This is a genomic window from Paraflavitalea devenefica, from assembly GCF_011759375.1.
Lineage (GTDB): Bacteria > Bacteroidota > Bacteroidia > Chitinophagales > Chitinophagaceae > Paraflavitalea > Paraflavitalea devenefica.
The window spans coordinates 97,429-121,181 of record NZ_JAARML010000005.1; the positions used below are offsets into that span (position 1 = coordinate 97,429).

Annotated in this window: 14 protein-coding genes; 5 read left to right on the forward strand and 9 right to left on the reverse strand. The window is 47.4% G+C overall.

What is annotated here, in order from left to right:
• Nucleotides 1–102: 102 nt before the first annotated feature.
• Genes HB364_RS25325 through HB364_RS25335 form a run of 3 tightly spaced genes read left to right on the forward strand, consistent with a single transcriptional unit; the run spans nt 103 to nt 6,686 of the window.
• Nucleotides 103–1,464, forward strand: a complete 1,362-nt coding sequence (locus HB364_RS25325) for a hypothetical protein (RefSeq protein WP_167291168.1) — start codon at nt 103–105, stop codon at nt 1,462–1,464.
• Between the two features lie 13 nt (nt 1,465–1,477).
• A complete protein-coding gene (locus HB364_RS25330; RefSeq protein ID WP_167291170.1) occupies nt 1,478–5,542 on the forward strand; it encodes an RHS repeat-associated core domain-containing protein in 4,065 nt (1,354 codons plus the stop codon).
• On the forward strand, nt 5,526–6,686 hold the full coding sequence (locus tag HB364_RS25335; RefSeq protein ID WP_167291172.1) for a hypothetical protein: 1,161 nt from the start codon (nt 5,526–5,528) through the stop codon (nt 6,684–6,686). Before HB364_RS25330 ends, HB364_RS25335 begins: the two co-directional genes overlap by 17 nt.
• 5 nt (nt 6,687–6,691) lie before the next feature.
• Here the strand turns inward: HB364_RS25335 and HB364_RS25340 are convergent, their stop codons facing one another.
• The 4 genes from HB364_RS25340 to HB364_RS25355 all read right to left on the reverse strand — a co-directional run bounded on the left by HB364_RS25340 (nt 6,692) and on the right by HB364_RS25355 (nt 12,438).
• Nucleotides 6,692–8,224, reverse strand: a complete 1,533-nt coding sequence (locus HB364_RS25340) for a TlpA family protein disulfide reductase (RefSeq protein WP_167291174.1) — start codon at nt 8,222–8,224, stop codon at nt 6,692–6,694.
• A 26-nt stretch (nt 8,225–8,250) separates the two neighbouring features.
• On the reverse strand, nt 8,251–9,009 hold the full coding sequence (locus HB364_RS25345) for a LytR/AlgR family response regulator transcription factor (protein ID WP_167291176.1): 759 nt from the start codon (nt 9,007–9,009) through the stop codon (nt 8,251–8,253).
• Nucleotides 9,006–10,778, reverse strand: a complete 1,773-nt coding sequence (locus HB364_RS25350; protein WP_167291178.1) for a sensor histidine kinase — start codon at nt 10,776–10,778, stop codon at nt 9,006–9,008. The genes HB364_RS25345 and HB364_RS25350 overlap by 4 nt, the downstream gene beginning before the upstream one ends.
• Nucleotides 10,779–11,133: 355 nt before the next feature.
• The gene (locus HB364_RS25355) at nt 11,134–12,438 is read right to left on the reverse strand and encodes a hypothetical protein (protein ID WP_167291180.1); all 1,305 of its coding nucleotides are present in this window, start codon (nt 12,436–12,438) and stop codon (nt 11,134–11,136) included.
• 570 nt (nt 12,439–13,008) lie between these two features.
• Here HB364_RS25355 and HB364_RS25360 point away from each other — a divergent pair.
• The gene (locus HB364_RS25360) at nt 13,009–13,305 is read left to right on the forward strand and encodes a hypothetical protein (protein ID WP_167291182.1); all 297 of its coding nucleotides are present in this window, start codon (nt 13,009–13,011) and stop codon (nt 13,303–13,305) included.
• Nucleotides 13,306–13,487: 182 nt separating this feature from the next.
• Here HB364_RS25360 and HB364_RS25365 read toward each other — a convergent pair whose 3' ends face one another.
• Both HB364_RS25365 and HB364_RS25370 read right to left on the reverse strand, forming a co-directional pair.
• Complete coding sequence (locus HB364_RS25365; protein WP_167291183.1) at nt 13,488–14,027, reverse strand: M23 family metallopeptidase; 540 nt, start codon at nt 14,025–14,027, stop codon at nt 13,488–13,490.
• A gap of 40 nt (nt 14,028–14,067) precedes the next feature.
• The gene (locus tag HB364_RS25370) at nt 14,068–16,584 is read right to left on the reverse strand and encodes a carboxypeptidase regulatory-like domain-containing protein (protein WP_167291184.1); all 2,517 of its coding nucleotides are present in this window, start codon (nt 16,582–16,584) and stop codon (nt 14,068–14,070) included.
• A 733-nt stretch (nt 16,585–17,317) separates the two neighbouring features.
• On the opposite strand from HB364_RS25370, the gene HB364_RS25375 reads away from it, so the two are divergent.
• Nucleotides 17,318–18,949 (forward strand): alpha-L-fucosidase, encoded by a 1,632-nt coding sequence (locus HB364_RS25375; protein ID WP_167291187.1) that lies wholly within the window; start codon nt 17,318–17,320, stop codon nt 18,947–18,949.
• Nucleotides 18,950–18,966: 17 nt separating this feature from the next.
• Here HB364_RS25375 and HB364_RS25380 read toward each other — a convergent pair whose 3' ends face one another.
• The 3 genes from HB364_RS25380 to HB364_RS25390 all read right to left on the reverse strand — a co-directional run bounded on the left by HB364_RS25380 (nt 18,967) and on the right by HB364_RS25390 (nt 23,671).
• Nucleotides 18,967–20,394 (reverse strand): S41 family peptidase, encoded by a 1,428-nt coding sequence (locus HB364_RS25380; protein WP_167291189.1) that lies wholly within the window; start codon nt 20,392–20,394, stop codon nt 18,967–18,969.
• Nucleotides 20,395–20,504: 110 nt separating this feature from the next.
• A complete protein-coding gene (locus HB364_RS25385; RefSeq protein ID WP_167291190.1) occupies nt 20,505–23,168 on the reverse strand; it encodes a DUF5916 domain-containing protein in 2,664 nt (887 codons plus the stop codon).
• Nucleotides 23,169–23,281: 113 nt separating this feature from the next.
• Nucleotides 23,282–23,671 (reverse strand): hypothetical protein, encoded by a 390-nt coding sequence (locus HB364_RS25390; protein ID WP_167291191.1) that lies wholly within the window; start codon nt 23,669–23,671, stop codon nt 23,282–23,284.
• Nucleotides 23,672–23,753: the final 82 nt, after the last annotated feature.

Consider the following 23,753-nt stretch of genomic DNA (forward strand, 5'->3'; position numbering starts at 1 on the left):
GTCAGTCGCTCTGCGAGACTTGCAGTCTCGCAGTCCTATTTCAGGGCCTCCGGCCCTATCGAAGTAAAAGCCTAACTAACCTTATCATAAATGAATTAAACAATGAATGAACACAATCCCATAACGGTGCGACTGGATGAGATGGTGAAAGTGTGGAAGAACAATGTGCAGCCTCATCATACCCTCCTGCGCTGGATGCTGAAGCCGGAAGACAGCCGCATGTATGAAGGCTTTTGCCGGCTGGAAGCTTCGGCCCACGGAAAACTGGATAACCTCTTTGTTTTCTTTTATACGCCTTTTACCCGGGCAGAAACCTATAGTTATGACCTCATACAAAACTGGTTGCATGAATACGAAGAGGAGGAGCAACAGAAGGCGATGCGGGCAGCCGGTGTTACCGGCAACTGGGAAGTAAGCCTCTTTCAAAAAGCCGTAGCAGCAAAAGACTATGCCGGCTGCGATGAACTACTGCCCGGCATGATACAGTTATACAGGAACTGGGTAAAAATGCCCACTACGCCGTTTGTATTCAGCCTGCTTCCCAAGCAAATGAGCGACCCGCGCCAGTTCAGACAATGGATATGCCGGTGGATGGAGCAGCTAAGACCTACCGGTACGCAGTTGCTGTTGTTTGATCATGCAGACAGCAATTATTGGGGCGAAGTATTTGAAAAATACCGGCATGAAGCTGTTACCCTTCGCCATGACCTGCGGATGCAGGAAGCCATACGCCAGATAGCCACCAGTGGCCACACCACCGATCCCTATGCTTTTTTCCGCAAGTGTATGTTTGAAATGGGCGATGCATCCACTAAAAAGAATAAGCCACTGTTAAATACTTGGGGCGAAAAGGGCATTGAAACGGCTAAAAAGAGCGGCGATAAAGTGCTGCTGGCCACTGCCTATATCACCTATGCCGGCATGCTGTTTCCCTTCCGTGATCACCCCGCCATAGAGCACTTATTGGATACGGGCATCCGCCTTTGCCGGCAGGAAATAATGGCCGGCAATGAATCCATGAAACCCTTGCTGCTGCAATACTATACTTACAAGGGAGCCTGCTACCAGGTGCAGAAAGAACGCAGGGAGGCGCTGCAATGGTTTATGAAAGCGGGTGATGAGGCCGTACAATTTGGTTTTACTGCACAGGCTGTTTCGGCCTACTACAAAGCGTATGTCTTTGCAGAGTACAAAAACTTCCGGGAGGAAAGCCTGGCAGCCTCCCGCAGTGCATTGCTGTTAACAGACCAGCTCACCGTAGAAGAAATACAGTCGTCAGAATATCCCTTCATGGCTTATGACCTGGTGCAGCAACAGCGGCCACAGGATGCTGCATTGATCAGGACAGTGGAAGAGAAAATGGAGGTGGCCTATGACCACGACTGGCAGCACACCGTAGCCGAACTGAAAAAGAATTATACCAAAAAGAAATTACGCCAGGCAGAAGCCGGCATAGAAATCTGAAACGTAAACAGTCATGTACGTTGCTAATACACACTTAAAACCCGTAATAGGGATCGATATTCACTTTGTGAACCTGCCTTTCCCTTTTGTCCCCTTGCCACATCCATACATAGGGCTGGTCATCGATCCCTTTGACTACATTCCCTTCATCGGGGCTACTGTAAAAGTGAATGGTGTGCCGCGGGGTAATACCGATACCGCCGGTATGATCATCACTTTTGTACACATTCCCTTCGGTGCAGGGTTTACTATATTTCCCATTATTGGTCATGACAGCCAGAACTTCTTCGGCAGTAAAAAAGTACTGGTGGATGGAGCGCCCATGAGCGGGGCAGGGTATATGCTCATGACCTGTAATGACATTGGTTTGCCACTTTCTTTCCGCCCCGGCCGCAAATTCATTCCCATACCTTCCCTGTACCTGCCTACTTCTTTTTGTATTCCCCTGCAATGGGGCAAGCCCGTTATGGTAGGAGCGCCGCTGGTGCCCAACTTCAGCCTCATGGCTTTGCTCAAGGCATTTGTCATGGGCTCCTTTCTGAAAATATTCGGCAAGATCGGTGGCAAGCTCCTGAAAGTACTCAATAAAAAAGTACTTAAAAGGTTTCCCGCCACCAGTAAACTCAGCAGCAAACTCTGCAGAATGGGTTTTGAACCGGTAGACCTCATTACCGGTCGCGTGAACTATGAGTATACGGACTTTGAATTGCCCGGTCCGATACCCCTGCGCTGGACACGTAACTGGGACAGTGATTCCGGTATCCAAAGCGTGTTGGGGCACGGTGTGCAATTAAGCTATGACCGTTGTATACAGCTATGGCCCGAAGAGGAAGCCTTATCGCTCTTGCTGGCCGATGGCCGGCTCACCGCCTTTCCTGTATTGCAACCCGGTGAGCAATTTTATCATCCGCAGGAAAAACTATTACTGCGCCGCAAGCAGAATGGTCACTTCCTGGTGGAAGACTATAATGATTCCTTATACTTCCATTTCAATCATGAAACAGTGCCAGGCACCTGGCGCCTGTCGTTCATAGAAAACTATCAGGGTAACCGCATCCAGTTGCATTATACCGGTAAATACCTGCAGGCGCTTACCGATAGTGCAGGGCGGCGGCTTTTACTGCAACTGGACAATGATCACCGTATTACCAAAGTAGAAGTAAAGCACCGGGATACGCGCCAGGTGCTGGTAACGTATGCTTACAATGAGGAAGGCGATTTAATACGAATAGCCGATGCGCTGGATCAGCCTGTTATAATCGAGTATAACCAACACCTGATGGTGCAAAAAACAGACCGTAATGGACAGGTTTTCTACTGGGAATATGACCAGTACAAACGCTGCATACACACCTGGGGTGAGGGAGGTGTACTGGAAGGGTTTATTGAATATGGTAAAGGCTACAATGTAGTCACCAACTCACTGGGCGAAGAAACGACCTTATTCTATGACGAAAACAACCTGTGTATACAGGAGACAGATCATTATGGTAATCACTGTTACACAGAATACACGGAAGACTTTGAAATATACCGGGAAATTGATGAGGAAGGGCATATTACGGGGTATGTATATGATAATAAGAACCGTTTAAAGGAAAAGCAACTGCCGGATGGCAATAGTCTGCAGTTTAATTACAACGACTATAACCAGCTCACCATGGGCACCAACCCGGATGGTACCACGGAGACCTATGCTTATGATACACAGCGCAGGGCCCGTTTTGTGAACTATCCCAATGGGCAGACCATTGCCTATGAATACAATGAAGAAGGGCAACTGGAAATCCTCATTGCCAATGGCAGCCAGAAAACACGGCTGACGTATGATGAAGATGAGAACCTGGCCAGTGTGCAAATGCCCAATGGCGCCACCGATCACTGGAAATACGATGCATTGGGCCGCTGTGTACAGGCCATCAATGCTGCCGGTGAGCTCAGGTACTATGAATATGATGGGCTGGGCAGGTTGTATCGTTGCCACCTGCCGGATGGAAATAACCTGCACATGGCTTACAACGCTTATGATGACATTGTACAGATCAAAGATAAATTTGGCGAGGTGCGTTTTGAATACACGCCCATGGGGCAGTTAAAAAAGCGTATCCGGGAAAATACAGAACTAAGCTTCCTGTATGATACCGAAGAAAGGTTGTGCGGTATTGTCAATGAAGCAGGCAGGTATTATACGGTAGGGTATAACAAACGTGGAGAGATCATCCAGGAAACCAGCTTTGATGGCCTGCAACGCTTCTATGAGCGTGATGCCACGGGCAGGCTTATCGCAACAAAATATCCCGGTAACCGGCAAACCCGCTATGAACACGATGCCAATGGGCGCCTCGTGCGGGTAGAACACCATGATGGTAGTTGGTTGCTGTTTGGATATGATAAGATCGGCAATCTCATTGAGGCAGTGAATGAGCACAGTACCATACGGCTCGCCCGCAATAAGCTGGGTTATGTGGAGAAAGAAACGCAGGACCAATATACCATTCACAGTGTGTATGATAAGCTGGGCAACCGTATTCGCGTTACCAGTAACCTGGGCGCCGATATTCAGTTGCAGCGGAATGAACTGGGGTTGGTAACGGGTATGCAGGCGAAGGCTGATCAGCTATTATGGCAGGTGCAGGTAAAGTACAACCCGGCAGGACAGGAGATTGAAAGGATGCTACCAGGAGGACTAACGGGGGCATGGCAATATGATCAGGCGGGCCGGCCTGGTATTCATAAAGTAAGTCGCAAAGGAGTGGCGCTCCACTGGAAAAAATACACCTGGGATGCGGGCGAGCGCCTTACCCATGTATTCGATGCCTTAGCACAGGCCGGCAGCCGCTTTAAACATGATGCGGCCGGTAACCTCATCTTTGCGCAATATGCCGATAACCGCATCCTGCATCGTTCGGTAGACAGAACCGGCAATATTTATGAAACCACAGAGCGGGGCGATCGTACTTATAACGCGGCAGGCGCTTTATTACAAAGCGAAAAATACAGCTATGAGTATGACGATATGGGCCGGTTGATTGGGAAGCTGCCCAAACGGGCTGATGCCGGCGCAGGACCTACACGCTATGAATGGTATGCTGATGGCATGCTGAAAAAAGTGATACGGCCCGATGGTAAAATAGTATCCTTTACCTACGATGCACTGGGCCGCCGGATCTCCAAATCATTTGATGGTACCATTACCCGTTGGGTATGGGACCGTGAAGCGCCCTTGCATGAATGGACCTATGCGGAAAAAGAAAAGCCGCAGGCCGTGATCAATGAATGGGGCGCCATACAATATGATAAGCAGGAACCCAATCCCAATGATCCTGCCCTGGCGGCTACGGCCATTACCTGGGTATTTGACGGTGACCAGACTACCGTGCCCTGCGCCAAAATACAGAACGGCACCGCGTACAGCATTATTACCGATTACCTCGGCACGCCAATGGCTGCTTATGATGAGGCCGGGAAACGGGTATGGGAATGTACCTTGGATATTTATGGCCGCGCTATGAGCGTCGCCGGAGATAAAAAATTCATACCTTTCCGGTTCCAGGGACAGTATGAGGATGCTGAAACCGGCCTTTATTACAACCGGTTCCGGTATTACAGTGCCGAAGAAGGCAGGTTCCTGAGCCAGGACCCCATACGCCTTATTTCAGGCGACTTTAATTTGTACTCGTACGTAAAAGACCCCCATAAATACGTAGATCCTTCCGGCCTGCACACCGTCTTCGCCCGCTTTATGAATGGTTCGGAATACCTGGGCGAATTTGAGAGCCAAAGAGTATCCCCGCCCAAATGGACAGAATTTGGTGTGCATGGTGATTCGGAATATTTTTTGCTGAAACAAATATCAACCCGTACCGATCTGGAAGGCAAAACGTTATTTATTAAATCCCTTGGTAATCCCAAGACGAACTACTGGAAGCTCAAATTTCCATTGCCGCCCTGTAAAAAAACAGATGGTGGTTGTGACCGGGCCTTACGGGAGTTTGCGGAGAAAAATAAGATGCGCATCATATACGCCTACGAATATAAAGGCAAGCTTAAAACAGTCAAATATGGCAGTTGCAAATAACGACTTTGAAGCGGCTTTTCAGGAATACCTCGCCTCCACAGAGTGGGCGTCGTATGAAGATCCTTTTGACACTGCTGAATACATTCCGGAAATGCTGCTGGAATTACACGGTGGAGTAGAGGCGGAAAGGGAAGAAGAGATACTGGGAGAACTATTCAGCCGCATCTATTACCAGGAACGGTTAACCACAGCCATCCAGGTAACTATTCGTCCGCTGTTGCTACTTTGTATCCTTGATAAGATACAGTCAAAAGACCTGGTGCTGGAGTTACTGCTCGACATTGAGCAACGCTATCTTTACCTGAAGGGCGTTATTGGCGTCATGCCGGCTAAATATGCCTACCTCGGAGAGGTGTATGACAGTGAGCAGGAGGCAGCCACTTCTATAGAGATCGGTGAAAAGCCTTATTATGAGCTCATCCAGCAGCAACGGGACCTACTGGTGGTTTTGTTCAGCAACCAGTCTCCGCTGATCCGTAACCTGGCCATCAAAGCCTATGGTTTATCAGCCTTGACCGCCAATAGGGAAGCGCCGGCCCTGGATACCCATTTGCTGCTACAACAGGTAAGTAATGACACTACTGCCGGCAATACACTGGTGGCATTGGGCATGGTGGCCCGGCTGAGCGGGCAACCCTTATTGATCCCTGCGGCATTACCTGCCGGTCGCCAATACCAACAGCATATAGCAGTGGCAGAAGGACTGGCCGGTACAGCCAGTCCTGAAACTATAGCCTTATTAAAACAAATAGAGGCAGATCCTGCCGATTATAACTTACTGCCCTGGTATCGTGGCGACCTGCAGTTATTAGCCCTCGCCGGGTTGGCCAACAGCATTAAAAATGATCCCTCTATAACCGGTTACCTGTTTGAGGTGATCCGCCAGCTTAAAAAGCAGCCGGTATCCATTCCTCCTACAGAATTGAAGACCTATGAGGTTGCTGCTGAATTCCTGGCTTCCGCTTATTTCTCCTCCCTGGTGCCTGCTGCCCATAAACGGGGCAATGAGGAACTGACACCGGAACAACTGGCGGTTGTCAAAAAACTCTCCGGCGAATTGAAGATCATTACCAATATACAGGTAGTGGCCGGCCTGCCCGAAAGCATCAAAGCCGTCAACAGCTTTGCCGGACTGGCGCAGTAAGTAATTTACTTTAGCCCGGTAACCTTCTTCAATTCTTCCCGGTTAAGACGACTCATCAATGTAATGGTCTTGGGATGGCTCTTGCCCACAGCATCTATGACCACATACGTCGGAAAACCACCTTCCGCATCAAGCCTGCTCCTCAGTTTACTCAGGATGGCATCGTTTATAAAAATGTGTGTACCTGGTATTTTCATGCCTGCCACCTTGTTTTTCCAAATCGCTATACTTGAATTGGAGCTGGTGCACAGGTAAACATAGGCTACCGGCAGGTCTTTATTTGCTTCATGGAGCTGCTTGCTGGAAGGCAGATCTCCCAGGCAGGGGGCGCACCAGGTGGCCCAAAGATCTATAATGATCGCTTTGCCTTTGAACTTTGATTGCAAATGGACAATAAAGTCATCTATATTCCCGATACTGTCCAGCCTGTAGAGATTAGCGTCAAAAGGCAGGGTCCCCAGGGGTGTACCTATATAAATGCTGTCCTTATCGAGGCTCTTTTGTAATGCCAGCAGACTGTCAATATCCTTTTGCCGCGCGAATGCCTGCGCCAGTTCTTCTTCCATCCGCTTCCTGCACCATTTGGTGCGGGTGCTTTGTATAATGGACGGGTAGGTGGTAGCGAATGTATCCTTATAGGCCTCCAGCAGGGACAGCTTCAGGATATCCGCCTTGGGCCTTTCAAAATGGCGGTCAATAAAAGTTAACTGGTTCCTGAAAGCGGGTCCTGTGGAGGGGAGTCCCTTATGGAACCGGGTATATTGGCTAAGATACCGATAGAATAATACGCCATCATTGCTGGTAAAGTAGGGTGTATGTTGCTTTATTTTTTGCAACCAGTTGGACGGCAGATCACCGCCGCAATGTACGATACATATAGTGCTATAAAACCAGGAGTCCGTTTCATTCCGCACAGCCCATTCAAATGCCGGGTACTGTGTGATAAATTCATCGTCGAGGCGGGATAGTTCCTTATATATTGAATCGGCCCTTTTATAAAATGTAGTGTCCGGATGGCCCAGCGGCTTGCCGTGAAACGCTGTCTCGAGGGTATTTTCCAACATATCCTGCTCTCTTTTTTTGTACAGTACATGTTTAGTCATGGCAGTATTCAATGCGCCGTCGGTCCCGGTGTACACAACACCATCGCTATTAAAATAGATCCTTTTGTGCCTTGCTTTAACAGCATTGATCGTTACCGTCAGGTCTGTATTTACATACACGCCGGTATACAGGTAATTGCCCACGTTCAGCCATATCTGCTGATAAGGTAAGTTTTGATCCAGCGTGATGTGGGCTTCGCCTTTTTCATTGGTGATGGTGTGCCTGGTAATCTGAAAGCTGGTGCCAAGGGTTACCATGGTGCATTTGATGTCCGTTTTCCCCGGGGCATCAAGCACCTTGACAGTTAAAGTGGGCAGTTGCCGTTTGGCCAGGTAATCGCTCATTTGAGCGTCCTCAATCGCCAGGGGTTTCTTGTTTTGTGCATTCAGGTAAGGGCATAACAATACCAGGAAAGCCAGTAGAACCGGTTTCATATACAGTTTATATTAAAGGTGAATAATTATTTCCTGTTCGGGATCAATGCCTGTACAAGGTTTTCTTTTTTGCCTCTTGAAACAGGTACTTCCGTATCATCATCCAGCAGCAGATGCCCTCCGTTTTCCCTTATCCAGCTTTTGATGAAGCTTTTGTTGACGAGGTGCGACTGATGACAGCGTATAAATCCATAATCTGTCAGCAGTTCTTCAAATTCAAATATGGGTCTGGATACCGTGATCTTTTCTCCTCCGGTTAAATAAAAGATGGTATAGGCGTTAGAAGATTCACACCGGATGATCTTATCCGGGTTCACAAAACGCATTTCCCTGGTAGTGGCCAGGGCCAGCCGGTGTTCCTTTTTTTCATCTTTCTGCCTGATCAGCTTCAGCAGATTCTCCAACTGGAAGTTTTGCTTTCGTTGTTCCAGCTTATCCTTCACCTTGGCAACAGCAGCTTTCAGCTCATGCGTGTTAACGGGTTTCAGTAAATAGTCAATAGCAGAGAATTTCACTGCCTGAATACCGTACTGATCGAAAGCTGTTACAAAAACGACCTCAAACTCGCAATGGGGCAACGCTTTTAATACCTCAAACCCGTTTTTGCCCGGCATCTGGATATCCAGGAATACCAGGTCGGGAGCAGTTTCCATGATGATGGAAATCCCGTCATCCGCATTGGTAGCGGTTGCTGCTATTTCCACTTCCGGTGCATGCTTTTTTAAAAGCCCGTACAGGTTGTCAATGTTGTTCTTTTCATCGTCAATGATCACTGCTTTTATCATATCAGCCAGTTTTTAAAGTGTATAACCACACAGGTCATTTCTTTTTCCCTGCCTATTGTCAGCGCTATATGTTGGTCTTCCAGTGTTTCGTTCAGCAAGCTGATGCGTTCCCGGGTGAGTTTCAAACCAAATCCTCCGTTATCGCTGTCTGCAGTTATTCCCTTGCCGTTATCTGTTACACGCACCAGCATGTCTGCTCCCTTTTTCTCAAAGTGTACACCCAATTTTCCCTGCTCATGCAGGGCAGCTATGCCGTGTTTGATGGCATTTTCCACCAGCGGTTGCAGCAGCAAACCGGGCATTTCCACGGCATGGGCATCTATTGAGGGATCAATATCAATAATATAACTAAAGCCGAAACGCAATTGCTCAAGGTTCAGGTAGCTGCTGAGCATGTCTGTTTCTTTGGTTATACTCACAAATTCGTGATTGCTTTCCTTCAACGAATTCCTCATCAGGGTGCTGAACTCCATCAGGTACTGATTGGCTTTATCCGGCTCGTTTTTGGTGATAAATGCCTGGACAGAATTCAGGGAGTTAAAAACGAAATGCGGATTAAACTGGGAGCGGATGGATTTGAGCTGTGTTTGTACCAACTGTTTTTGTATGCCTTGCATTTTGAGTCTGCGTGTCTGCCTCCTTGCTTTGAACAGCAGGATAATAAAACCGGTAGCCAGTACACTTACTGCTGCAAGCCCGGCTTTGAACCAGATCGTTTGATACCATGCAGATATGATCGTAAAAGGATAAACCGCCACATGCTGCCTTTGTACACTATACCTGATATGCAGTTTGTACCGACCGGGTTGCAGGTCCCGCAGCCAGATGAAGTTCTGGTTAAAGTCATTTACCTTCCAGCCTGTACTGTCATTGCCATGAACAAGGTTATACTCAATAATCTCCTTCGATTCCACTATTTCATCCAGGTAAAAGATCAGGTTGTTTTCGTCCGGCTCAAATTCATGCCTTAGTTCCAATGCCGGATACCCTTTTGTCCAGTCTGCCAGCGGTTCCAGGTGCTTGTTGGGCATCCACTGTCTCTTGATAGTTTCCAGGAAGTCGGACAATTGTGCAGGTGCAAAAGTGGCTATTACGGTAGGCTGCTGGTTGATCCAGACAGCCGATAGTGCCACCTGGATGAGATCGGGCTGGTCAATCCTTCTGACCTGGATGGTGAGGCTTTTCCCGAACCCGTTTTTAAATTGGCCCAGGTAAGCTACAGTTTTGTCTTTTTTATCTTTTTGAGCAATCTGAGTCGTGAGGTAAGCTTTACAAAAAAGCCTGGGCCGGGTCCAGGGCACCACCACTTGTGTTTTGTTCTCCAGGATACGGAATTCATATTGCGCCGCATTCTCCCGGTTGATGCCATTGACGGTTACAATAATACCAGATGAATCGAACAGGGGAATGGCGTATTTCCCGGAATAGCTGTCAAAATATAGAATATTGAAGACAGTGGTGTCATTGGCGAATGTTGCCAGTTCCGGTATTTTTTCATGGGCAAAGGAATAGTTGACCGCCAGCTTTTTAGCATAAAAGGCGCCTATCTTTAAATAAGGCTCTTTAAGTGTTGTGGTATAGTTTTTATTGGAGTGGAGATAATACCTGGGAGCGGGATATGAGTAAGGGCTAAAAACAAAATATTTCCGGATGGTATCTCCGGGGCTGTTCATATAGCTATTGATCGTGTCCATCTGCAGCTCCAGCCTTTGCCCTTTGCAAAGGGAAACCAATAAAAGAAGTAAGATTATGCCGGCTGTTGTACGCATCAGAAATGGGCTTCGGGTTTATGAACAACAAAACAAACGAATTCAGGTCAAACTTTATGGGGAGTTTTGAAATTGACAGGAACGGCTTTGAATTTTGATATACCAATTTTTACTACAGCAATGGTATTTGCTGAAAGGCCCGCATCAACAGAAAGGCTGTCACCAGGAAATAGGCTGCACTCACCTACCGTATGGGCCAGGCGGGAAGCCATAACACCGCCTTCAAAGGAAAAAATGACAAACAGGATAATACCCAGGCGAATGCCCCATATATACGGCTTGTGCAAAAAAAACAGTCGGACCCCGGGGCTATTCGTATAACCCCAGGTTCCGACTGTCAAGGGAGAAATTGCATTTATTTAGTGCCCGATCCGGTAAAGGTGAAGCTACCAACCGGCAGGTACACATCCTGTGCATTTCTTCCGGTATCGAATGCCTTCAGTTGGTTTATGGCATTTATATACCGGCGATGGCCATGCTCAAGCACCCATGCCATTTTAATTTCAACGGCAGCATGTGCAGGTAATAACTTGCCATCAGGTCCCTGCAACTTAATTTTCAGGTCGCCTTTGTAATAAGCGGGCAGCTTGACAACTTTTTCAATATGCTGCGATTCATTGCCTATTTCAATAAGGCCTGTATCAAATTTAGCTGCAGGATCATCATTGCGCAGAGAGATCTTTGAACCGGCAGGGACATTCCTGCATTGTACCAGGAAAGCAAATTTTTCCTCTGTGCCGTCTTGGTTATAGAATTTCAGTGTTTCTTCAGCCTGCTTCTGCGGATCCTGGTTATGCCAGGCTGCTGCACCGTTATGGGTTATCCAGAGTTGGGAGTTCCAATTGCCCGGTGTGATCTTCAACGGATCGTTCTTCTCAAAAAACTCATAGTTCAACACGGCTATAACGCATACATGATCCTGGGAGGTTGGGTTAAAAAAGAACGCCTCAGAGGCACCGCGTACACCTTGACCTAGGGGGCCTGGTTTGCCATCCATTAATAAAATATCTCCTTCAGAAGCCTGGCCTTTCTCCGTGTAGCATTGGATCCAGGAAGAAGGAGGCTGGTTAAAACCGCCGGTGGTATAAAACATCTGTACTTTAGGTGTGATAGCCCCTAAAAAAGCCATATTCTGCGCACGTGCGTAAATATAGTTCTTACCGACAATGGGCGTTTTCCAGTATTCATTGTTCCAGTTTTCAATTAATTGCTGAGGTTGCAATGGTGTGTTTTCGTTACACACAATATCAAGGCTTTCGGTATATGAACCGGGTGTGGGAATAAGGCCAATGTCATAAATGTTTTTACGGCAAAGTATCCCCCTCCATTGTGAAAAAGCGACTTTAGCATATTCGTCAGCAATAGACCGGTCTATACCCAGTGCCTGTACAAGGCTTTTAGAAAGTATGGCATAATCCATCTGAATGCCGGTCCAGTAGGTGTCTCCATATACAGCACTTACCACGTTGGCAATATCCTGGTAAGTAAGCTTGGGGCTCATACTTTTGTAAATGAGGTATATGGCATCCGTGTCATATTCCCCATCATTAAAGTATTGAATGGCTGCGTCCCACATTTGCTGTATGGTCCTGATGGAATCCAACGCTGCAGGCTTTTTTGCGGTACTGTTTTTCTTAGAAGTAATTGAAGTGTTTGACATAGATTTTGATTTTTTAAATTATGCCTACTCTGATAATGGCTTTTCGGCATCCGCCCATAGTCGAATATTTCATCTCTTGTAGAATCAAAACAGAAATTTGAAAAATCAATTTAAGGTGAAGTAATAAAGAGCCCTATTGCATGAATTTGATTCTTAGCAATTACTATAATACTTATAACACAGAGGCTTCTAATCAGAGAAGATCATCAAAAGGAGTAAAACATACAGGCCATGCAGCGCTTAGGTGGGGAGCCAATCTTTGCCTTAAATAAAAAGGATAGGAAAAATTAACGGATGGTGAAATTAATGCATATTAATGAAATGGCCAACCCGTATAATGACGGTATTTTTGCACGTTCCGTGCAAAGCGCAGACATGCGTTTCAACTGGTTCTATTGAAAAACAACTTGCTCATACCGATAGGTATCGTTATCTTTAGAATCCTATCCTTTACTTCATCCAAAGTTTCCATCTCTCCGTTCAAACAAAGTAACCTCGTCCGATTAATCTGTATGCGTGAACACTCCCGCAGTGAGGTCTAATGTTTTTCCACCAGTAAAACCTATAGTTATGCGTACATTGCTAAGAGTTGTTATGGATGTAACCGCCGCTAATAAAGCGATATCGGATGGCACACTTCCACAAATTATTGAGACTACTATGGATAAGCTGAAACCTGAGGCAGCTTATTTTCATGCGTCAGACGGTCAACGGTCTTGTTTTATGGTATTTGATCTGAAGGACCCCTCTGAGATACCTGGTATTGCAGAGCCCTTTTTTATGAATTTGCATGCCAAAGTTGAATTATGCCCGGTCATGAACGCGGAAGACCTGAAAAAGGGGTTGACCGTAATAATGAAAAAATAAGTGCTCCTCTATAGAGCAACATTTATTCAAACTAAAAGAAGCCATCTCCCTGTTTTTGTAAACACAGGAGATAGCCTCTTTGTATTGCCAGACAGTCAACTGTCAGCTACCGGCTGCATAGTGACGTTGTATTGCTATCAAGGTTCGTTTTTCATGGTGTTGTTTGGTTTTACGGTCATTGATTACCAGGTTGGCTTGCGTACCTGTCCATAGCCACCTCCCCTGGGACGGTCTTCAAAATGCAGGTGCGGACCTGTCACATTCCCCGTAGCACCTACTTCACCCAATTTCTGACCTGCTACTACCGTAGCACCGGTGCTCACTGAGCGAACAGAGAGATGGCAATACACATAATCGCGGCCATTGGTGGCACGCAGGCCAATCCATCTGCCATAGGCGCCACCAGTATTGTTTGACCAGGCAATAGTGCCACCCAGAACAGCTACCACCGGAGTACCCGTGGGAGCGGCATAATCATCTCCTGTATGGTAGCCCGCTGCATAACGGGGATCTACAATACCAAATGGATACGTTACCACTTTGCCGGGAACGGGTGAAGGGATCCTGGCCGCAGCGGCAAGTGTAGTAGTCTCATCGCTGGCTTTTTGTTCAACAACCGCTTCTTCCTGTGCAGCAGGTTTTTCGTTTTTGCTACAGGATAATGCAGTTACCATAAGTACTAACATGCCCAGGGACATGCTTTTGCTAATTGTGATGCTCATAGTTGTTAATTGTATTTGAAGGTTAAAAAAGCAATCGTTTTTATTCCGTTGCCATCAGTTTTTTACTGGCTGTTTTACCGGTTTGTAAACGGATCGTCACAGTATATAAGCCGGTTTTTAATTTGCCGGTAGGTAAGGTCAACTGGTTATGACCTTGCTGCAACATTACCCGTTGTTGACGCACCATGCTGCCGTAATGGTTTGTCAGGGTAATCGTTGCCGCCTGTGAAGCCTCCTTCAGCAGGTAGGTTACTTTCACGTCAGAACCGGTAACAGGATTGGGTGATAACCGCAGGTTATCAGTATCTGGCGTTAGTTCACTGGTTTTTGTTGCGGGTTGAGCGGCCATCAGGGCGGCAGGTACCTGAATGGTTACTGTGTCAGGCCCGTAATAATGATCCAGGATCCACGCATATGTTTGATCAGTACCCCAGAAACTGGAACCCCATTGGCACATGCCTTTCCCACTGCCATTATTGGTCCTGCCCGCGCAACGTGTATCGGATATACAGGCCCAGGTGGTACCATTGCCACTGAACCCATCACCACAACCGGCATTGTTGTTCTCTGACGCATAATCGGCTTTTATAATAGCGCCATTCTTGATCAGTACTACACCAGCCGTTGCAATGGCTGCATTCTTCACGCTGGCAGCCCGGTCATTCTGCCAGGTCTGGTGACAGACAGCAGCCGACAGATCATAATTATTGGCAAAGGGGTGTTGCACATACCAGGCGCCGCGTGAGCGGTAGGCTACAGCACCAGCTTGTAAAGAAGGAGCATTCCAGCTGGACAGCCACTCATCATCCAAACCTGTTTGTACATACGCTTCCAGGCTCATGACCTGTACCGATAACGAACTACAGGGTGTTGTACAGGCGCAACTGGTAGCAACTCGTATAGTGGAAGGAATACCCGGCACAGCAACTACTGAACCCGATAGATCAAGGTTGATATCGGCTGCAATGGAATCATCAGCTGCACTACCGATGAAGAAAGTGGTGAGGGAATTATAGCCACTTTTAGAGATCGTAATATTATACCGGCCTGTATCGGCCCCAAACACTACCTGGCCACTGGCATTGGTAGTGAGGGTAGTGGTTGTTCCACCCACTTTGGTGGCGGCTATAGTAGCGCTGGCAATAGCCGTACCCGCACTTTGGTCTTTTACCGTAAAAGCGATCCTGGTTACACCAGGCGCAGTAGGCAATTGCACACTCACACCACCCGGCGTATAATAATGGTCCAGTATCCAGCCATACGTTTTATCGCTGGCCCAGAAGCTGGAGCCATATTGGCACATGCCTCTTCCATGCCCGAATTTGGCTCTGCCCGCACAGCGTGGATCCGATATGCAGGGCCAGGAAGTACCGGTGCCGCTATAACCATTGCCACAACCTGAATTATTATTTTCAGAAGAATATTCAGACCGGAAAATAGCCCCGTTCTTCAGCAATACGGTGCCGGCTGTAGCGATGGCCGCGTTCTTCGTACTGGTAGCTACATCATTTTGCCAGGCCTGGTTGCAGGTAGTGGCGGCAATATCATAACTGCTGGCCACCGGGTGCAATACATACCAGGCGCCGTATGTACGATAGGCCACTGCACCAGCTTGTAAGGAGGCTGCTCCCCAGCTGGCTATCCATTCATCATCCAGGCCCGTTTGTGTATAGGCTTCCAGGCTCATCACCTGTACCACGCTGCAACTGGTGCAGGAGCAACTGGTGCCCACCCGTATGGTGCCAGGTACGGCAACGGCCAGTGCTGCGGCGGCAGCCTCATTCTTTTGGGCAGCAGCTATGGCAGCTGGTTCGGCGTAGCGTTGCTGTTCCTCAGCGGCTGTTCTGTCAAACAGACCATGCTTATGTACTTCTGTTTCTTCTGTTGGTGTTGCTCCCGGCTGCTGCTGCAGCCGTGGTGAGCCGGCAGCTGTAAGCGCGATCTTTAGCGTATATACATCAGGTATCGCATAGAAGTTTTGAATGGTATAGGCTGCATAACCGGCCTTCGCTATGCGTATGGCAATGGCCGGCGGTGTTTTGCCTTCCGCAATAGCAGCTGCTGAGGCTGGGAATGCTACAGAAAAGTAACCCTCATTGTCCGATACGGTCTTATAAGCACCGACGCTTACCTGCGCACCTGCCAGCGGTGTATTTTCATCAGCATCCCTAACATAACCACTGATCACCAGCTGGTCTTTATTCACGGGCCATTGCCTGGCCTCAGTGGTTGCAGCGGTAGCGACAGGATCAAGATTGATATGGGCTTCAATAGCCCGGTCGGTACCCGTTACAAAATAAGTGGTCAATGTTTGATAGCCCGGCGCCGCAATGGAGAAGTCATGTCTTCCTGTGCTGGCATCAAACAGCGCTTTGCCATTTTTGGCGGCTTGCAATGAGCTGGCTTTCCCATTGGGCGTTGTTACGCTGACTGTAGCGCCTGGAACAGCAAAGCCGGTTTGTTGGTCCTTTATGATAAAGGTGATTTGTTGTGCCAATAGTTGCACAGGCAGCAAGAATAAAAGGATCATTACAGGGAGTAACTTTTTTCTGATCATAAGATTTAGTTTTAATTGGTTGACAAATTGGTTGTTTGGCTACAGCTATTTTTTACTGTAGCAGGTTAGGCATAACAGGGTACTTCTCCGGGAATACCGGAGACAATAGGGTTATAAGCAAGGGATGTCCTTGTTGTAAAATAAAATGGCTATAGGGCAGGTGGCAAAACCAGGCTGGCTATGTCGGCAGTAAGATCAGTGATGCGTGATGGGAGAGTGGCCAGGCAATAGTTGATGAGTAAATCTTTTTCATGGATAGTATAGGTTGGTTTACGTTATTATGTACAACATAATATTAGCAAGAAGTTTTCAACTTACCATGAGATGTTGATAAGAATTTGTCAATTACATTAGCTACAGCCATGCGGATTGCGGGTTCCTGCCGGTTGTGTATAAGCGTGTGTTGTGTAATAGGTAGCGTTAAAGCAGATTGACGCAAAGGCAAAGCTTACAACGCCAGCTTATCTAAGAATTCACCCTTACGCCGCTGGGAAACTTCCAGCTCTGTGCCATCGGCCATGATCACATATCCACCTTTCCCTTTTACGTAACTTTTATTAAGCTGACCATACAATATTGCTCAGTTCAATAAACTCATGATCCCTCCGCTGCCTGCAGGCGGCCCTTGCCAAAATAGATGAGTACAATGTAATTACCGGGTACAAACCGTACCTTAATAATCATTTAGTTGCGGGCCGGCAATTGCTTGTACACGGTATTACAAAACTAACGTATGAAAACAATCTGTTTGGCAGTACTCGTCTTAATAGTGCATATATGCCCTGCACAAAAAGAACAAAGCGATAATCGCTTCAGCAATAACAAAAACAAACCGGAACGCCAGGAATGGTTGCGCGACCTTGGGTTCGGGATGTTTATCCACTTTAATGTAGATGCCCAGCTTGGCATCACCATCAGCCATTCCCTGGTAGGCGCTTCAGACGATTACCTGCAGCGTTATTTTAAGGAATTGCCCAAAACCTTCGATCCCGCTAAGTTCAACGCCTTTGAGATTGCCAAACTGGCAAAGCTGGCCGGGATGAAATACATCGTTTTTACCGCCAAACATCATTCCGGCTTTTGTTTCTGGAATACCCGTACTACCGACTTTAATATCATGAAAACGCCTTATGGAAAAGATCTTTTAAAGACATACGTAGAAGGGGTACGGAAAGCCGGCCTGGCAGTGGGATTCTACTATTCGCCGGAAGATTTCCGGTTTCTGTACGAGAATAATATCCTCATCAAACGGGGTGATATGAAATTCGACAAGAAGACCAGCGACGCCTATGATGATCTTGTGAAGAAACAGACGACAGAGCTGTTTACTATGTTTGGCAAAATTGATGTCCTCTTTATTGATGGAGAACCGAAAGAGCCCTGTAAGGAAGTTGCCTGGAAACTGCAGCCCGATGTAGTCATTACCCGTGGCGCCATCAATACACCTGAACAAACCCTGCCAGGCGTAGCCCTGAATGAGTTTTGGGAGTCCTGTGTTACCATGGGTACACAATGGAATTACAAGCCAACGCATGACGATATCAAAAAAGGTGGACGGCTGATAGAACTATTGGTAGAAGCCCGTGCTAAGGGAGGTAATTTCCTGCTGAACGTGGGGCCGCATCCCGATGGATACATTCCTTATGAGCAGGAAATAGAACTAAGGGAAGTGGCAGCCTGGCATTTCATCAATCAGGAGGCAATAGAAGGCGTGCGTCCCTGGATTGTAACCAATGAAGCGAATATCTGGTTTACCGCATCCAAAGACAAGCGCACGGTGTATGCAGTCATTACCGGTATACCCGATTGGGTAAAAGGAGACCGCAAAGAATTTGTATTGGGTTCAGTGAAGGCCACACCCAATACAGTCATCAGCGTATTGGGCCAGAATGATAAAGTGACGGAATACAAGAACGAGCTGGATGTAAAATCACGGTATGAACAGAAAGACGATGGCCTGCATATTTCAGTGGCCAGGGCCCAAAGGGTTTATGACAACTACAAATGGCCCAATCCCATTACCGTAAAAATTACCCATGTTGAACCGGCCCTGGAACCGCCGGTGATTGAAACATTGGCAGCAGCAATAACCCCTGAAGGAGTGAGCGGGAAAGGCAGGTTGTTAAAAAAGGGGAATACAGATAAAGTCAAACTGCTCTTTGAATACAGGCCCTATGCAGGATTTGCCGAAAACCTGTACAGCACTACCTGGTTAAAGACCTCATCTGTAGAAGCCACTGCAGAAGGGCCATTTACCATGCCGCTCCCGGTACTTGAAAAAGGGAAAGAATATGAATTCCGGGCAGTCGTGATCCATCCGCAGCTAACTGTCAGGGGCGATGTAAAACGCTTCACCGTGAAATAAACTTCCGGTAGGAGTCTTTAAAATTTCTTCAATAACTCTTCCAGCCAGTTGTTTTTACTTAGGTCGAGTGGGATATTGGGCTGTATGCCCACATTGTCTATGCCGAGTCCCACATCAATCCGGCGGGAGCGGGTGGTAGAATAATATAAAGTAAAGGCGGGGCAATAAAAATCTTTCGGAACAATATTGGAATAATCCAATACGCCCTTGGAATGCTCACCGGCAAAAACTACTTTCTTACTTTGCCGGGCGATCAGTAAAAACTCTTCAGTAGAGCTGCCACATCCACGATTAATAACGATGGCTACTTTGGCAGGGGCAGACCAGATGTCTGGCAGGCTATCTGTTTCATCATCTGCAAAATGGATCAGCTCCCGTTCTTTTCCTTTTCCACGATAAATCCGCTGTAATATCTTGTCCAGGTAATCATCGGGAAGCTTGCCCCGGTATTTACTGACCATATATTCCCAGGCGGCTATATTATCAGGGGTGGTCAGCAGGTCAAGACCAATTCTTTTTACAGGATTGGTGTAAATGATAGGTTTTAGGAAGGATATCGAATGATCGCTGCCACCTCCATTGCCCCGCAGGTCTATAATGAGTCTGGGCATGGATTGAATGTGCTTTAAGTTGGCCTTTATAATAGAGTCAATGGCTTTGGCGTAAGCACCGTCAAAGCTCCTGATACGTATATAACCGGTTGAATCATTGATGGTTTTGAAAGAGACAGTGGCATTAAGTCCCTCTTCAAACAAAGGTTGCGCAGCTTCCGTTTTTATCACAGTTCCCTGCTTATACCAGCCTTCCTGCTCGAATCCGTTTTGTTGCTTAAATCCGATAGTGGAAAAGCGGACATCATGGTTACGATTGTACCAGATGCCCTGGTACGAATCCTTGCCTGTTTTGATCAATTCAAACTTCACCTGGCCGGGTTTCCACAGGGGTGTCCGGGAATTAACTATTACGCCCGTGTAGGAACGTAGCCCTTTTTTACTTTTCACCACCGCCACCTTGTAAGTGGAATCGCGCATGTAATAAATACCTTCGATAGAGGAGGCAGGAGTATTGCCCAACCGGCTAACTGCCTGTTCGTCCAAGCTGATCATTTCCACATGGGCTTTGTCGGCAGGTACCTCTATAAAAACATGATGATCTTTGAAAAAACTAATCCAGTGGCGAATAGTAAAGAGGTAGTCAGCCCTTGATTGAGCAGTCTTCGCATAAGCATAAGATTGGCGTGTATGTGCCTGGTAAGCCTTTTGGGTGGCAGGGGTTACCTTATCTGTAAATCCTACATAGTTTTTCTCCATATAGGCTTTTATACTATCCAGTGTTTGATGACAGCTAACAGGCTGACTAATGCCGGTAAATGTAAAAAGTAAAAAGGCGATAAAGAGAGCCAGCATCTTTTGGCTGGTAGTCCGGGCGGTAAATTTGATACACATAAATGGGGTAGGGATCATTGTTAATAGGTTCCAAAAATAGGCCGGTTAGACTAAAAAATATCAGTGGAGGATCTATTTTTTTATTATAGTAGTCTTGTTACTTGTGTGCGTTACCGTACAAACCGGTAAGTGCATTTTATCAGGAAAATATTCCGGGCCCGGTCATTTGAAAAAGCATGGTCAAATAAACTCTTGCCCAGTGGCCTGTCAAGGTCAGCAGCAGCATCGGGTGTATTGCCCTGCGACCATACTAGGTATAGTTCAGAACCGGGCTTATATTCCCAGCGTACTACCAGGTTGGAACGGAACTGTACAAAATTGAAATCAGGCTTGCTGAAACTATAATCCGGTGTGCCGTCGGCATTTTCATCTACCTGGTATTGACCGTTATTGAAATTGACCTCATTGGCTTTAAATACATAAAACCTGTCATCGTATTTTTTAGCCAGTGGATCAGCTACGTAACCAAAATGGTCATACAACGGGCGGGTGATAAAGGGCTGCCCGTAATACTGAAGCGTTAGATCAGGTGTGATATTATAACTCAGCCTGCCGGTGAAGCGCAGCGTATTTTGTTTTACTTCACCTACGATTGTCCTGGTAGTGTTATTATATTGAATGGCGTCCACAAACTGGTCCTGCCGGCGCCAGTAATAGGAGTAACTGCCACTGAGGCTTATCTTTAAGGCATTCAGCGGCTGGTAACTCACGCCTGCCTCCAGTTCGTATAGCTTGAATGTATTGTTAAATCCCCACCGGCTGAAGATACCCGCATTTACAGCAACCTTCTTCCGGAAGTCGCTGTTTACATAAAGGTTGTGCGCCAGGTTGGCCGGCAGCCGCATGGAAGAAGCGCCACGAAGATCGGTATTGGATACTTCATATACTGTCCAGGTAAGGCCTGTGCCCGACTGCCAGTTGTTGTTAAAGACAGCGTGTGTGTTGGTGTTGAATGCCTGGTACAGGAATTGTCCGCCATAATCCCACCTTGACCAGTGGTTGTAATTGATGCGTGCAGTGCGGAACAGGAAGAAGGGCTTTTGCCAGTGCACGCCGGCCCATGTAAAGTGATTGATCTGGTTGGAAGTAAGCAGGAAACCGATATCATTCAACTCCAGCCCGGGCGAACGCAGGGTGAGTCCTGTTTCAAATCGTAATAACTGGCCCGCCTTTCCCTGACGGCCACCAATCTTGCCAAAGCGGATGGTGCCGCCCATGCCGGTCAGAGAGGTTCGGTTGCTATCCACCGATACCTCCGGGGCATTGGCGCGCTGAAAGAGGTGTTCAAAGGCCGTTTGGGTATTCAGGATAGCTTCCTTGCTGCCCTGCACCTGGCTGAATACCACATTGCCCCGCAGGTACCAGGTGCGGTTCTTCCAGAACTGTACAAAATCAAGCCCGCCGGAATAGGCGCTGCGGTGCAACAGGTCACTCAACCCTTTCTCCCGGTTGACGGCGGTAAAAATGCCCCCTATAATCGTATTGCCCGATTTAATATCTTTTTGCAACCTGCCTACAAAATAACTGGTCAGCGGTTCCACCAGTTCTTTTCTTCTGTTCCCGGCATCATCAATCGTAGCCATCTCCCGTTGGGTGATACTTTCCAGCACGCCAATACTCCAGCCTTTCTTTGTTTTGCCACTGAACTTGGCTGCGCCCAGTATCGAAGTATTTTGCGGGTACTTAACATACTCTCCAGGACCCACGTTGGGATAACCATGCGGCGAACTGCCAATGCGGCGGGAATAGAACAGCAGGTCCGAATCATAGTCGCCACCGGCTTCAGAGCCCGTTAACTGGTAATCAAAAATATTCCTGCTCTCAATAAAAAAAGGCCTTCGTTCTCCAAAGAAATTCTGGAATCCGTCAATGCGAACCTGCGAAGGATCGGCTTCTACCTGCCCAAAATCAGGGTTGATCGTGAAATCGAGGATAAGATCATTTGTTACCGCCAGTTTGCCGTCTAGGCCGGCGGTGAGTTTCGTGTCGAACCCTTTGGCAAATGGATTACCTGCTTCTTTTTTATACTTGTCGGCCTGTGCAATCACATAAGGCGCTATTTCCACCTGCCGGTACATGGGTATATTCTTCAGGCCTCGCAGTTCGCCAAAACGGCTTACCCATACGCCGGAGTTTTGGGGAATATGTTGCCAGGTAGAACGTTCTTCCTTGCGGAACAACCGGCGGGTCACCTGGAAGCCCCATACCTTTTCCGGCTCATTGCCATACCGCAACTGGCTAAGGGGGATCTTTACTTCGGCTGTCCAGCCTGTCGCATCCACGTGCGTTTTGCCATACCAGATAGGGTTCCAGTTGGCATCCCAGTTATTGCCGTCACTCGATACAAACTCATCGCCCCGCACACCCGATACTGAAAGGGTAAAAGAAAAAGCGGTACGCAGGTCATGGTAACTGTCAATATTGATCTCCACCCAGTCGCCGGGAAATTCATCCCGCCGGCTCATTCGTCTGATAATAGAGTCCGGCGCCGCGTCATGACAACGGTAAGCAATATACAGGAATTGCTTGTCGTACAGGATCTTGAAACTGGTAGGCTGGGAGGGAGGTTTGCCGTCATTGGGCTGCCATTGGGTAAAGTCGCCGCCCCATTCCACGGCATTCCAGGCTTCTTCTGAAGGAATGCCATCGAGGGTAATAGAACCGCTTAATGATTGGGTGAAATATTGCTTTCGGATGATCGTATCCGCAGGGTTGGTTTGTGCTGCAGCAGCAAGTGACTGTAATAATAGAACGAACAAGCAGATGTTTCTCATGGTGTGACAAGGGCTAACATCTGCAATAATACTGGTTTGCTGATATATATCAACGATAAAGTGTAGCAGCGGTCATTTTGTCATGATAGCTGGACTGATAACGGTTGAGCTGATTAAAGTTTTGTGATCCTGAAGTAGGCAGTGGCGGGAGGGCGGGGATGCGCACCGGGATAAGGGTCGATATTCAATAATTTGATCTTATAGTTACCCACAATAGTATCAGGCCAGGAAGGGGCAAGGATTAAGGTATGTTGATCAGTATTAACAGAGAAGGTAAATTTTCCTATTGCCATACCTCCCCATATGCAATAAACGCCCCTCGGACAGCGGGATTCATGGATAAGGCTGTCATAACAGATCTTTACCTCGTCATTTCCAAATACTTCAACGCTGCATTTGCCCAGCCGTACAGCTGCTGTTCCTTTAGGGACGTCTTTTTTACAGGCTGCCACAATCATAATAAGGGGTAAGGCCACCAGGAAAAGCAAGGTAGGTTTCATCATTCATTTTCTTGCTTGACAATCTTGTCTGGAAAACTGTTGCATGGGATTCGGGGGGAAGCCATCTCCCTGCATATAGGCGGGG

What these genes read in the sequence shown, in the direction of transcription:
- HB364_RS25350 (WP_167291178.1), bottom strand. Translation starts at nt 10,778, where the DNA reads ATGCGTACAACAGCCGGCATAATCTTACTTCTTTTATTGGTTTCCCTT.
- HB364_RS25360 (WP_167291182.1), top strand. Translation starts at nt 13,009, where the DNA reads ATGCGTACATTGCTAAGAGTTGTTATGGATGTAACCGCCGCTAATAAA.
- HB364_RS25340 (WP_167291174.1), bottom strand. Translation starts at nt 8,224, where the DNA reads ATGAAACCGGTTCTACTGGCTTTCCTGGTATTGTTATGCCCTTACCTG.
- HB364_RS25345 (WP_167291176.1), bottom strand. Translation starts at nt 9,009, where the DNA reads ATGATAAAAGCAGTGATCATTGACGATGAAAAGAACAACATTGACAAC.
- HB364_RS25325 (WP_167291168.1), top strand. Translation starts at nt 103, where the DNA reads ATGAATGAACACAATCCCATAACGGTGCGACTGGATGAGATGGTGAAA.
- HB364_RS25330 (WP_167291170.1), top strand. Translation starts at nt 1,478, where the DNA reads ATGTACGTTGCTAATACACACTTAAAACCCGTAATAGGGATCGATATT.
- HB364_RS25335 (WP_167291172.1), top strand. Translation starts at nt 5,526, where the DNA reads ATGGCAGTTGCAAATAACGACTTTGAAGCGGCTTTTCAGGAATACCTC.
- HB364_RS25380 (WP_167291189.1), bottom strand. Translation starts at nt 20,394, where the DNA reads ATGTGTATCAAATTTACCGCCCGGACTACCAGCCAAAAGATGCTGGCT.
- HB364_RS25370 (WP_167291184.1), bottom strand. Translation starts at nt 16,584, where the DNA reads ATGATCAGAAAAAAGTTACTCCCTGTAATGATCCTTTTATTCTTGCTG.
- HB364_RS25390 (WP_167291191.1), bottom strand. Translation starts at nt 23,671, where the DNA reads ATGATGAAACCTACCTTGCTTTTCCTGGTGGCCTTACCCCTTATTATG.
- HB364_RS25355 (WP_167291180.1), bottom strand. Translation starts at nt 12,438, where the DNA reads ATGTCAAACACTTCAATTACTTCTAAGAAAAACAGTACCGCAAAAAAG.
- HB364_RS25385 (WP_167291190.1), bottom strand. Translation starts at nt 23,168, where the DNA reads ATGAGAAACATCTGCTTGTTCGTTCTATTATTACAGTCACTTGCTGCT.
- HB364_RS25375 (WP_167291187.1), top strand. Translation starts at nt 17,318, where the DNA reads ATGAAAACAATCTGTTTGGCAGTACTCGTCTTAATAGTGCATATATGC.
- HB364_RS25365 (WP_167291183.1), bottom strand. Translation starts at nt 14,027, where the DNA reads ATGAGCATCACAATTAGCAAAAGCATGTCCCTGGGCATGTTAGTACTT.